Annotated in this window: 12 protein-coding genes; 8 read left to right on the top strand and 4 right to left on the bottom strand. The window is 59.3% G+C overall.

The features are described from left to right. Together AC2FJV_RS09745 and AC2FJV_RS09740 are read left to right on the top strand one after the other, a co-directional pair. Window positions 1-1,386: 3'-5' exonuclease (locus AC2FJV_RS09745; protein ID WP_496713543.1), on the top strand; the 1,386-nt coding region annotated here is incomplete at its 5' end. Window positions 1,387-1,474: 88 nt separating this feature from the next. Next, a complete protein-coding gene (locus AC2FJV_RS09740; RefSeq protein WP_281994740.1) occupies window positions 1,475-1,975 on the top strand; it encodes a flavin reductase family protein in 501 nt (166 codons plus the stop codon). Window positions 1,976-1,978: 3 nt separating this feature from the next. On the opposite strand, the gene AC2FJV_RS09735 is transcribed toward AC2FJV_RS09740, so the two are convergent. Genes AC2FJV_RS09735 through AC2FJV_RS09725 form a run of 3 tightly spaced genes read right to left on the bottom strand, consistent with a single transcriptional unit; the run spans window position 1,979 to window position 4,211 of the window. Further along, window positions 1,979-2,458: a DUF6505 family protein gene (locus AC2FJV_RS09735; protein ID WP_281994741.1), complete on the bottom strand. Its 480-nt coding sequence runs from the start codon at window positions 2,456-2,458 to the stop codon at window positions 1,979-1,981. Continuing rightward, the gene (locus AC2FJV_RS09730) at window positions 2,458-3,153 is read right to left on the bottom strand and encodes a biotin/lipoate--protein ligase family protein (protein WP_496687669.1); all 696 of its coding nucleotides are present in this window, start codon (window positions 3,151-3,153) and stop codon (window positions 2,458-2,460) included. The genes AC2FJV_RS09735 and AC2FJV_RS09730 overlap by 1 nt, the downstream gene beginning before the upstream one ends. Next, a complete protein-coding gene (locus AC2FJV_RS09725) occupies window positions 3,150-4,211 on the bottom strand; it encodes an Mrp/NBP35 family ATP-binding protein (RefSeq protein ID WP_281972241.1) in 1,062 nt (353 codons plus the stop codon). Before AC2FJV_RS09725 ends, AC2FJV_RS09730 begins: the two co-directional genes overlap by 4 nt. 110 nt (window positions 4,212-4,321) lie before the next feature. On the opposite strand from AC2FJV_RS09725, the gene AC2FJV_RS09720 reads away from it, so the two are divergent. Next, window positions 4,322-5,050, top strand: coding sequence for a c-type cytochrome (locus AC2FJV_RS09720; RefSeq protein ID WP_496713541.1), 729 nt, complete (start codon window positions 4,322-4,324; stop codon window positions 5,048-5,050). Here AC2FJV_RS09720 and AC2FJV_RS09715 read toward each other — a convergent pair. Beyond that, window positions 5,044-6,996, bottom strand: coding sequence for a 4Fe-4S binding protein (locus AC2FJV_RS09715; protein ID WP_496713539.1), 1,953 nt, complete (start codon window positions 6,994-6,996; stop codon window positions 5,044-5,046). The two genes, AC2FJV_RS09720 and AC2FJV_RS09715, sit on opposite strands and share 7 nt — an antisense overlap. Before the next feature lie 231 nt (window positions 6,997-7,227). Between AC2FJV_RS09715 and AC2FJV_RS09710 the strand changes: the two genes are divergently transcribed. The 5 genes from AC2FJV_RS09710 (at window position 7,228) to AC2FJV_RS09690 (ending at window position 12,226) form a co-directional block, all read left to right on the top strand. Continuing rightward, window positions 7,228-7,782, top strand: coding sequence for a DUF3305 domain-containing protein (locus tag AC2FJV_RS09710; protein ID WP_142634353.1), 555 nt, complete (start codon window positions 7,228-7,230; stop codon window positions 7,780-7,782). Continuing rightward, window positions 7,779-8,360 (top strand): DUF3306 domain-containing protein, encoded by a 582-nt coding sequence (locus AC2FJV_RS09705; protein WP_496713537.1) that lies wholly within the window; start codon window positions 7,779-7,781, stop codon window positions 8,358-8,360. Before AC2FJV_RS09710 ends, AC2FJV_RS09705 begins: the two co-directional genes overlap by 4 nt. Before the next feature lie 4 nt (window positions 8,361-8,364). Beyond that, the gene (locus AC2FJV_RS09700) at window positions 8,365-8,976 is read left to right on the top strand and encodes a TorD/DmsD family molecular chaperone (RefSeq protein WP_271946579.1); all 612 of its coding nucleotides are present in this window, start codon (window positions 8,365-8,367) and stop codon (window positions 8,974-8,976) included. A 59-nt stretch (window positions 8,977-9,035) separates the two neighbouring features. Further along, on the top strand, window positions 9,036-9,224 hold the full coding sequence (locus tag AC2FJV_RS09695; RefSeq protein WP_142634359.1) for a ubiquinol-cytochrome c reductase iron-sulfur subunit N-terminal domain-containing protein: 189 nt from the start codon (window positions 9,036-9,038) through the stop codon (window positions 9,222-9,224). 107 nt (window positions 9,225-9,331) lie between these two features. Continuing rightward, on the top strand, window positions 9,332-12,226 hold the full coding sequence (locus tag AC2FJV_RS09690; protein ID WP_281972245.1) for a formate dehydrogenase subunit alpha: 2,895 nt from the start codon (window positions 9,332-9,334) through the stop codon (window positions 12,224-12,226). Window positions 12,227-12,234: the final 8 nt, after the last annotated feature.

The following is a 12,234-nucleotide window of genomic DNA, read 5'->3' as shown; positions in this document are numbered from 1 at the left end:
CGGATTTTCCTCTTCTTCTGCCTGCTGGCGGTCGGCGGGGTTGCCGTCAGCTCGGTTGCGCTTTGGGTCAGCTACAGGCGGGCGGCGGATCCGGCCCTTTTTGACGCGTTTATCTTTGCAGAGATCGTCATCGGGTTCGGTCTGCTGGCCCTGATCGCCGCTGTCTGGCTATTGTTCGACGATAATGTCGCCAAGCCGATCGAAAGGCTTTCCGCTGAACTGCGCGCACGAGCGCATGCCGGTGTCAGCCGCGACCTCGATCTGCAAGCCGCGCGGTATCTTGGCGACCTGGCCCCTGCGGCTGCCGGTCTGGCCAACCAACTGTCCGACAAGACCATGGGCGTGGCAGAGGCTGTCGCTGCTGAAACCGAGCATCTGGCTGCGGAACAGCAAAGGCTTAGGGCGCTTTTGACTGAAATTCCTGTAGCCATATTGCTGGCTAGCGCCTCTCACAGGCTCGTTTTGTATGACGGACAGGCGGCCGAGGTTCTGGCACAGATTTCGCATCCACGCCTGAATGCGCCACTGTTCGATTACTTCCAGCCAGACGCGCTGCAGAAAGCCTATGCTAAACTGACCAAGACCGGGATGGAGGCATCCTGTTCGCTGACCAGCATTGATGGGGCGCAGACCTATTCAGCCCGCATGAAACCGCTGGGGGAAACTTCCGGCTATATGCTAATCCTAGATGACAGCGCCGCCAATATAGCGCCTGAGGCTGCCAGACCTCTGGTCTATGACTTTGGTTTGCTGAACACATCCACCGACCAATCATTCGAGACATTGCCTCTGCGCGAGCTTTGTTTTGTTGTCTTCGACACCGAAACCACAGGCCTGCTGCCGCACAAAGACGAGATCGTCCAGATCGGCGCAGTCCGTGTGGTAAATGGACGGATGGTCGAAGGCGAAAGGCTGGATATGCTGGTGAACCCGGTCATGCCGATCCCTGCCGCCTCGACCAAGGTTCACAAGATCACGGATCGAATGGTCGAAGGCGCGCCGGAAATCGCCGAAGCCGGGCGTATCTTTCACGAATTCGCGCGAAATGCTGTAATCGTGGCTCATAATGCACCTTTTGATATGGCGTTTCTACGACGCCACGCCGACCGTATGAAAGTTGAGTGGACGCATCCCGTACTGGATACGGTCCTGCTATCAGCGGTCCTGTTCGGCGCCAGCGACACGCACACTTTGGACGCGCTGTGCGAACGGCTGGACATTACAATTCCGCATGAGCTGCGCCATACGGCATTGGGTGATGCAGTTGCCACCGCCGAGGCGCTGGTTCGGATGCTTCCGATGCTGCAAGCGCGCGGGATGAATACGTTTGGCGAGGTCATCGAAGCAACCCGCCGGCACGGTCGTCTGCTTGAGGACCTGAACTGAGGGCGAAATATGCACCTCAGGCGCAGCTTTTCATGGACAATCCCGACTTGCCGTGGCACCTGAGGCGCGGCCACAGAATGAGCGTGAGATGACGGACCGCACCTTCACCCCAACCCCGGACAACAGCACCGCGTTTCGCGAGGCATTGGGGTGTTTTGGAACCGGCGTCACCGTTGTCACCACCGAAACTGCGCTGGGGCCCCGCGCAATCACGGTCAATTCGTTTTCCTCGGTCTCGCTGACGCCTCCGCTGGTGCTGTGGTGCCTGGCGAAGGATTCAAACCGGTTCGACGCTTTCAAAGACTGCGATCACTATTCGATCCATGTGATGGCTGAGGAACAGCAGGAACAGGCCCTAAAATTCGCGCGCGAGGGTGCGGATTTTTCACATGCCAACTGGGCCGCAGATCACCGTGGTCGCCCTCGTCTGGCGGATTGTCTGGCGCGGTTCGACTGCCAGCTTCATGCCCGGCACGAGGCAGGGGATCATCTGATCATCGTGGGTGAAGTCGAACAGGCCATGTACCGCACCGGCAAAGGCCTGATCTTCAAACGCGGTCAATTCGGCGGCTTTGCTGATCTGCTATAAGCCCTATTCGTCCAGCGATCCGTGGACCGCCAGCGCCTCAAGCTGGGTTTCCTGCGGTGTGATGATGCGAAACGCCTCAAGCACCCCGGTTTCAGACAGCTCACGGGCGACGGTCAGCAGAGTATTGGCGGCGTGTTCATCACATAGCTCTGCCATATGCGCGATCTCTTCCTGCGCAACACCCAGGGCGGCCTCGACCGATGGGGCCCCGTAGAATTGCACGAAATGTTCCGCCAAATTCCGGGCAATCTGGTCGATCTCGGCCTGTTCAACCTGCGTCACCGCTACAAAGGTCACCCGGCCGAATGTCTCAACCCCCAACCAACCATTCGCAAAGGCCTGGCGGGCTTTACCCTCCAAATCGCCTTCGCCCCAATTCGAAAACTCGAACCCGCCTGAAATGCACCACTCACCCGTTCGCGCCGGAGAATGAAACACATTCGTGTCGCTTTCATCGAAATGGATCGCACGGGCCAGTTTCATCATCCGTTCTCCAGTAAGTCAGTCAGCGGGTGCAGGCGGGTGTCCGCACCATTGCGGATAAGCATGCCAAACCGTTCATCAGTGCCCAAAAAGACCCCGATCTCGCCAAAGGGTTCGCCAACACCACGCAGCAGGCCCAACCATTCGCTGTGCAACGGCGCGTTGCCGTCTTCTTGCCAACGGTTGAGCCATGTCAGCATATGGCGCGACCAGCTTTCAATCAGTTGGACAGGCTGGACCTCGGCACACCCTTCATCGTAGAGCGCTGTGATATCCGGGGCCTGGCCTGGCGCGGTGCTGGTCTGTAGCAAGGCCAGCTCCCAGCCGACAATCAACCAGTCAGGCTCAATCTGAGGGTCTGAAGTCGACGCAGCAACCTGAAACTTGCCGCAGGTCGCACCATTCACACAGATAGGGCCGCCCCAGTCCAGATGAACGGCAACCTCGGGCGGGGCTAGAGCGCCCAGCGCATTCTGAAACCCAACTCCGCAAAGCGGCAACATCACCATGGCATCCTGCAATGGAACCTCAGGTGCAAATACAATGGCAACGCGCAAACGGTTGGCCTGAATATTGTAGACCACCGTTCCGGCATCACAGCCCAGCGCTGCCATCGCCTGGGCGCGTTCGAACGGGTCTTCCCCGCCCTGAACGCCATGTCCAGTCAGCAACGGAGGAAAGACCGGCTGGGTCATGCATTGCCCTTGGTGATCATGTCGCGGGCAATCTTGCGGAAAGCTTCGGCCTGTGCGCTGTCCGGCTTGCTGACAACGATGGGCGCGCCCCCATCCGCCGCAACCCGGATATCCAGATGCAGCGGAATCTCACCAAGCAGCGGAATGCCCAGCGCCTCGGCCTCAGCGGCGACGCCGCCATGGCCGAACACGTGCTCCTCATGACCGCAATTCGAACAGATATGGGTCGACATATTCTCGATCATTCCAATAATCGGCGTCTTGAGCTGATTGAACATATCGATCCCTTTGCGCGCGTCGATCAGGGCCACGTCCTGCGGGGTCGACACCACGATGGCCCCGTCCACCTTGAACTTCTGGCTGAGCGTCAGTTGCACATCGCCGGTGCCCGGCGGTAGGTCGACAATCAATACATCCAATGCTCCCCACTGAACCTGCCCCATCATCTGCTGAAGCGCGCCCATCAGCATCGGACCACGCCAGACGACCGCCTGCCCTTCGTTGGTCATCAGTCCCATCGACATCATCGTGACGCCATGATTGCGCAGGGGCAGGATCGTTTTGCCATCCGGGCTGGCCGGGCGGCCAGAGACACCCAGCATCCGAGGCTGTGATGGGCCATAGACATCAGCATCCAACAACCCGACACGCCGCCCTTCTGCAGCCAAAGCACAAGCCAGATTTGCGGATACGGTGGATTTACCGACTCCGCCCTTACCGGATGCAACGGCGATGATCCGATCGACACCCGGAACGGCCTGCGGACCTGTCTGAGATGGTTTCGGCTTGGGCTTCAGTTCAGGCGGGGCCTTTTCGGAATGCGCGGTCATCATGGCGGAAACCTTGTCGACCCCCTCCACCAACTGCGCAGCATGCTCGGCGGCGGCGCGCACCGGCTCCATCCGCTCTGCCTGTTTCGGATCAATCTCAAGCACAAAGCGCACTGTATCGCCATCGACATTCAACGCGCGGACAACTCCGGCGCTGACGATATCCTGGCCTGAAACCGGATCGGTGATTTTCTTCAGGTTCGCCAGAACCGCGTCACGAACACTCATGCCATTACCCTTTTGGTTTGCCCGGTCGTTGGGATACGTTTCATTGCATGTGTCTCCGTCTTTTTTTCGTTCATTTGACGCATTCGGGCGCAGGCCGATAAGCTGCCTTTATGCGGGTTACCTCCTTTTGCCTGAGCTTGCTGCTCTCTGCTACCCCCTCTTGGTCGCAAGAGGCGCTGGGGCTTGCCGCCCCGGATGAGGTTACAGACTCTGGTCTGTTGCAACATATTCTTCCGCGTTTTTCTCTCAAGACCGGGATACGCGTCGTTGCGGACGATACCGGCGCTATGTCTCTGGGTGGATCACCGCCAGGCGATCCGGTTTTCGCGCGTCACGGGGTCACTTACCACCTGCGCATACTGGACGACACAAAGCAGCTTCGGTTTCGGGACTGGCTGCTGTCTGACATCGGCAAGCGCACCGTTGAGAGTTTCGCGCCCGAAAGCGGCCCGCCCTATTCCGCCAGCTTAACGGTCGAGGCCGCGACCGAGACCGACAAGATCGACGGCGACGCTGTCCTGGGTGCGGAGCTGTCGATGACCCATTGCGGGCGCTGCCATGTGATCGGTCCGCAGAACCAGATGAACGGGCTTGGCTCCACCCCCTCTTTCGCCGTGCTGCGGGCTATGCCGGACTGGTCCGAACGGTTCGAGGCCTTCTTTGCCCTGAACCCTCATCCCGCTTTCACACAGATTGAGGACGTAACCCCGCCCTTTGACCCTCTGCGTCCTTCGCCAATCCACCCGGTCGAGATGACGCTGGAGGAGTTAGAGGCGATTCTGGCCTTTGTCTCGGCCATCGAGGCAGCAGATCTGGGCGCGCCGCTACAGCTTCAATGATCCTTTCTTTTCGAGAAATAGTCCTCGGTCGTGACGACTTTGGGTTTCGGGTTTGACTGAAACGGGTTGTCCTTGTGCTGGAACTGCGCGTTCACACGACAGTTGTCACACATCTGGATCATGCGCGCCTGTTCGGATGTCGCAAACATCGGATGCGTACCAGACAGCTTTTCCATGATACGTTCGACGGTCGATTTGACACCAAAGAGGGCACCGCATTCCACACATGCAAAAGGGTCTTCTTCGTTCAACACGTCCTGAGACAGGGCCGCATCACTTAAATCCAGTTGCGGAACCAGAGTTATTGCATTCTCGGGACAGATTGTCCGGCACAGACCACATTGCAGACAGGCATCCTGTTGAAAGTTCAGCTGCGGCATATCCGGGTTGTCGGCCAAAGCGCCTGACGGACAAAGGGACACGCAGCTGAGGCACAATGTACAGGCGTCCGTATCCACCGCGATGGCCCCATAGGGTGCATTCTCGGGCAAGGGCAACGGGGCTGCGGCCTGCGGGTTCAGCGCCTGTGCGGCCAGTCGCGTAATCTGCCTGCGATTTCCCAGCGGCAGAACCGGGTCGGCCAAGGGGGGCGGCACGTCCTGCGCATATAGCAGGTCGGACAGCGCATCGGGATCAGCCTGGTCGATCAGTGCCATCCCTGCAGTCCCAGCGATAGCCTGCGCCAGCGCCAGTTCGCGGTCCAAGGCATCCCTTTCGGTTGTTGGGGCCAGCAGCACATCAACCCGCGCAAACCCATGCGCCAGCGCGGCCAGAATCTCGGCATGGCCAAAGCCCGAGATCACGTTCAGTTCTAGCGGGATCACATCCGCTGGAATCCCGCGACCGAAACGGGCGGACAGACGGATCATTTCGGCCCCATGCGCGTCATGCACCAACAGCCGGGGCGTTTGCCCGCCTGCGCGCCGGTAGGTGCGCGACAGAATGTGCATCCGTGACAGCAGCGCAGAAACGGGCGGATCCTCGTAAGTTATCGCGGTAGATGGGCAAACCGCCGCGCATTCTCCGCACCCTGCGCAAACCATAGGGTCGATGGCTACATGTTCGCCCGCAGGGGTGATCGCCCCCGTCGGGCAGATATCCAGGCAATTCGTACACCCGACCTGTTCGGCACGGGAATGCGCACATAGGGATTCTTCCAGCCGGACATAGAGAGGTTTTTCAAATGTCCCGACCAGTTGGATGGCCTCGAACGACAGACGCTCCACGGCCACCGCATCTTTGGGATCTTCCCGCAAATACCCCTCGCGCTTGGACGGGGCCTGCACCAGAGGCATGCCGCCCGTCAGATCAACAACCATATCGCATGAGGAGTTCGCCCCGTCGCGTGGTTCGGTCCAGCCAAAAGCCCCGCGTCCTCCGGGTTCAAGCTGCTGCAACGCATCCAGCTTTATCGAAAACCCGCCCAGCGCACCGGTCACCAAACGAACGCGCCCGCGTATCACATCAAAGCGGCGCGACATGGGCTCTGTGTCATCAGTGGTCAAAACTGTCACGGCCAATATGTCCGAGAGGCGTTCAGCCAACTCAAAACTTACTGCGCCGGGCCCGACTATGAAACACGTCCCTTCGCTGACCACATCGACACTGGGTGTGATCGGCTGAGGCAACACCGCCTCAGCAGCCAGCGCGGCCATTTTGGGGGCAGCATCCTGCCCTTGTTCAGACCACCCGGCACGATCGCGAAGATCGACAAACCCTGGCACTTCGACACCTAACTCATCGGCCAGTGCCAGAAAAACATCCTGCTCTTGTGTACAGGCTATTACGACTTTGCCCTCTTGCAGCGGCTGTGCGACACTTTCCAGTTCTTTCGTACATAATGCGGTGTGAATTCTGGAGCAGGCGACATCGCAAGCTGACGATAGTTTCTCAGCGTCAATGGTTTGCGTTCCCGCACAGTCACATAGCAGCAATCTCGTACCCATAACCTCCCCCCGGATGTCCTCCCCAGTCCAAGGTCAGCTTAGAACCTCTGAAGAAAGTAGCAATGCCCGTGGGGGCCGGATCGCCGGAACAAAGCCCGATAAGAGCCGCGAGGACCGTAAACAATCGGTGAAAGGTGCATATTCGACCACCCAAGGACTTGGCAGGAAGCTACTTTGTGTACCATAGTAGACCCTGAGGAAGGCAGGGGAGAGCTTTCCAGGGAGGACTTAGTGGCCAAGGCCGCCAGCCAGATTGAAATGCCAATCGGCGTCGTCGTGCGCAAAACACCCGGGGTTACACGCTGGGCGCAATGGAACTGGCGCGCCGTCGCCGTGCTGCCCGGCGCTGGACCGGCCGATTGGCTGGAGATGCGGCGCGAGGGTGAAGCGGTCGAATACCATGCAGCCACCCTGCCCCTGACCCTGTGGTCAGATGAGGCCGAAGCCTACATGGTCAACCTGTCGGACGGGCAACCCTCGATCTATCTGGTCCTGCGCGATGCGCTGGATGGAACACAGCCGATGGACGCGGTGCTGGTGACCGCCTCACCGTTCGAAGGACAGGATTACGCCGATACCGGCGAAGAGCTTGTCGAGAAAATCCCAATGACTGATGGGCTGATCGCTTGGGTACGTGATTTCGCACTGGAGCATCATCGCAACGAAGTCTTCGTCAAGCGCCGCCGTGATAAGAAACGCACCGATCTGGTTGAGGACGGCAAAGGGGATGTACGCATCCGGCAGGACTCGGATGTTTTCCGCGCCCCGCGGAGGATTGTGCAATGACAGAAACCCGCGATTTCTGGTCGCGACGCAAAGCCGCCGTTCAGGCTGAGGCCAAAGCCGAGGTTGTAGCAGCACAAGAACAGGCTTTCGCTGAACAGCGGGGCGAGCTGGAAGAAAAGACTGACGCTGAAATTCTGGCGGAATTCAATTTGCCCGACCCTGATCAGTTGGAAGTTGGTGACGACGTCTCGGGCTTTATGGCCAAGGCAGTGCCTGACCGATTGCGCCGCCGCGCCCTTCGGCAGCTCTGGCGTCTGAACCCGGTTCTGGCCAATGTCGATGGGCTGGTGGATTACGGCGAGGACTATACCGACGCCGCCTGCGTGATCGAAAATATCCAGACCGCCTATCAGGTCGGCAAGGGAATGCTGGCCCATATCGAGGCTTTGGCCGCTCAGACCGAAGAGGAAGACGCAGCGCCTGAGGTTGAAGACCCAACATCAGAGCCTGAGCCTGAGTTGCCCGAAACGCCCGAGGTACACTCGGCAGAACCTGTAATGATTTCTGAAATCGACGACCCGGATGAGGCAGAGCTTACGCCTGCCCCACGCCGCATGAAGTTTGAATACGAAGGATAACCGTATGACCGCAAGCAACGCGCAAAACCTGGACGTCTCAGCCGAGGATCGTCTGCGCGCGGATTTCTATAACTTCCTTGGGCTGCTGCTTGCGGCGCCTCCGGATCAGATGCTGCTGTCTCAGGTTACTGGTCTGACCGGCGATGAAACCGATCTGGGTCAGGCTATCAAGGCCATGTCGCGGGTCGCCAAGGTGACCAAACCCGCGGCTGCCGAACGCGAATTCAATGCCTTGTTCATTGGGCTGGGGCGCGGGGAACTGCTGCCCTATGCCAGTTTCTACCTGACTGGATTCCTGAACGAAAAACCGCTGGCGCAACTGCGCAACGACATGGCGGTTCGTCAGATCACACGAGCGCAGAACGTGTTTGAACCCGAAGACAATATCGCCTCGTTGATGGAGATGATGGCGGGTATGATCGTCGGTCGCTTTGGCGCGCCCGCCTCGCTGGAGGATCAAAAAGCGTTCTGGAACAAGCACATCGGCCCCTGGGCCGCACATTTCTATTCAGATTTGGAAGCTGCGGAAAACTCGGTTTTCTATGCCTCGGTCGGCACCGCCGGTCGGGTTTTCATGGAAATCGAGCGTGAAGCCTTTCGAATGACGGCGGGATGATCCCGCCATTCGCCAGCGCCCCAATAGGCGCTAGATCGCAATTGGGAAAGGAGGATCCCATGAGCAAAACCAAGGAAGAAGGCGCCACGCGCCGTGACTTCTTGAAACTGGCCGGAACCGCAGCGCCCGCTGCAGTTGCCGCCGCCAGCCTGAGCGGACAAGCCGAGGCAGCCGAGCTGCCGACGGATGAGACCCGCATGCAGGACACCGCGCATACGCGCGCATATCTGGACAGCGCCCGGTTCTGAACCCCGGACGATGTCACCACCCGACTGACGGTTGCGATTGGCCCTGACGTCGGCACCAACAGTACCAAGCCAGCCATCGCTAACATGGCCAGCAAGGGAGGAAAGAAATGCTTAGGAAAAAGACCAACGGGGTTGCGAGACGCTCCCAGCGGACAAGTATCCTGTCCCAGGTCGGCGAGAAAACCGTCGATCGCCGCGCGTTCCTGCGCGGATCGGGCCTGACGATCGGCGGGTTGGCCGCGATCAGCGCCACGGGTGGAACCGTGACGCCAGCCAGTGCCCAGTCAGCGGCCAATCAAGCCGTCGAAAACATCAAATCCATATGCACGCATTGCTCGGTCGGCTGTACCGTTGTGGCCGAGGTGCAGAACGGCGTCTGGATCGGGCAAGAACCCGGCTGGGACAGCCCTTTCAACCTAGGTGCGCACTGCGCCAAGGGGGCCTCGGTCCGTGAGCACGCCCATGGTGAACGCCGCCTGAAATATCCGATGAAAAAGGAAGGCGGCGAGTGGAAGCGCATCAGCTGGGAAGAGGCGATCAACGAGATCGGCGACGGCATGATGAACATCCGCGAAGAATCCGGACCGGACAGTGTGTACTGGCTGGGTTCCGCGAAACATAACAACGAACAGGCCTATCTGTTCCGCAAGTTCGCCGCCTATTGGGGCACGAACAATGTGGACCATCAGGCCCGTATCTGCCACTCGACTACTGTTGCGGGTGTTGCGAATACATGGGGCTACGGCGCCATGACCAACAGCTATAACGACATCCACAACTCCAAGGCTATCTTCATCATCGGTGGCAACCCGGCTGAGGCACACCCGGTCTCTCTGCTGCATGTTCTGCGCGCAAAAGAGCAGAACAACGCGCCGCTGATCGTTTGCGACCCGCGCTTTACGCGCACCGCAGCGCATGCGGATGAGTATGTCCGGTTCCGCCCCGGCTCTGACGTGGCTCTGATCTGGGGTATCCTCTGGCACATCTTCGACAACGGCTGGGAGGACAAGGAGTTCATCCGCACCCGTGTCTGGGGCATGGATCAGATCCGTGAAGAGGTCGCCAACTGGAACCCGGAAGAAACTGAGCGTGTGACCGGCGTACCCGGATCACAGCTTAAGCGCGTGGCGCGCACCATGGCCAACAACCGTCCTGGCACGGTGATCTGGTGCATGGGCGGCACCCAGCATACCAATGGCAACAACAACACACGCGCCTATTGCGTGCTGCAGCTGGCTTTGGGCAACATGGGAACGTCGGGCGGTGGCACCAACATCTTCCGTGGCCACGACAACGTGCAGGGTGCGACGGACCTTGGTGTTCTGTCCCATACCCTACCCGGCTATTATGGCCTGTCCGCAGGGGCATGGGGCCATTGGGCGCGCGTTTGGGGTGAAGACCCTGAATGGCTGTCCGGCCAGTTCGCCTCGATCAAGGACAAGGAGGGCAAGGATAAACCGCTGCAGAATGAGCGCGGCATCCCGGTCTCTCGTTGGATCGACGGTGTTCTGGAAGACCCCGCCAACATGGATCAGGACAACAATGTCCGCGCCATGGTTCTGTGGGGGCACGCTCCGAACTCGCAAACCCGTGGGCCGGAAATGAAGACGGCGATGGAAAAGCTGGACATGCTGGTCGTGATCGACCCGTATCCCACCGTTTCCGCCGTTCTGCATGATCGGACCGATGGCGTTTACCTACTGCCGGCCTGTACGCAGTTCGAAACCCGTGGCTCGGTCACGGCCTCGAACCGCTCGTTGCAGTGGCGCGACAAGGTGGTCGAACCACTGTTCGAAAGCCTGCCGGACGAGGTCATCATGGCCAAGTTCGCCAACAAATTCGGCTGGGCGGATCGGTTCTTCCGCAATATCGAGATGGAGGACGCCGAAACCCCGAATGTTGAAAGCATCACGCGTGAGTTCAACTCGGGCCTCTGGACCATCGGCTATACCGGCCAGTCGCCGGAGCGTTTGAAAAGCCACATGGCCAATCAGCACACGTTCGACAGAACCACGCTGCAAGCTATAGGTGGACCAAACGACGGCGAATACTACGGTCTGCCCTGGCCGTGCTGGGGAACGCCAGAGATGGGTCATACGGGGACACCAAACCTCTATGACATGTCCAAACCGGTGGCCGAAGGTGGCCTGACCTTCCGCGCGCGCTTTGGCGTGGAACGTGATGGTGACAACCTGCTGGCCGAAGGGGTCTATAGCGTTGGGTCGGAAATTCAGGACGGATACCCTGAGTTTACGATGCAGATGCTGATGGATCTTGGTTGGGACGGCGATCTGACGGCCGAAGAACGTGCGGCCATTGACGCCGTTGCGGGGCCAAAGACCAACTGGAAAACCGACCTGTCAGGCGGCATCCAGAGGGTTGCGATTGCACATGGCTGTGCGCCCTTTGGCAACGCCAAGGCCCGCACCGTGGTCTGGACTTTCCCGGACCCGATCCCGTTGCATCGCGAGCCGCTTTATACCAACCGGCGCGATCTGGTAGAAGACTATCCGACCTATGAGGATCGTCAGTCCTATCGCCTGCCAACCCTGTATGCCTCGATCCAGAAGAACGACTTTTCAAAGGATTACCCGATAATCCTGACGTCTGGTCGTCTGGTCGAGTATGAGGGTGGCGGCGAGGAATCCCGGTCGAACCCCTGGCTGGCCGAGTTGCAACAGGACATGTTTGTCGAGATCAACCCCCGTGATGCCAACAATCTGGGCATTCGCGATGGGGCTCAGGTCTGGGTCGAAGGGCCTGAGGGCGGCAAGGTCAAGGTGATGGCGATGCTGACCAACAGGGTTGGTGCCGGCGTGGCCTTTATGCCATTCCACTTTGGCGGCCATTTCCAGGGTCAGGATCTGCGGGACAAATACCCCTCAGGCGCTGATCCCTATGTGCTGGGAGAAAGTTCGAACACCGCCCAGACCTATGGCTATGATTCAGTAACCCAGATGCAGGAGACCAAAGCGACTCTCTGCAAGATCTCAGCAGCGTAAGGAGGACG

Source organism: Ruegeria sp. CDSA241, assembly GCF_059611265.1.
Note: the sequence above shows the minus strand (reverse complement) of the source record. Positions and strands in the feature narration are given on the sequence as shown.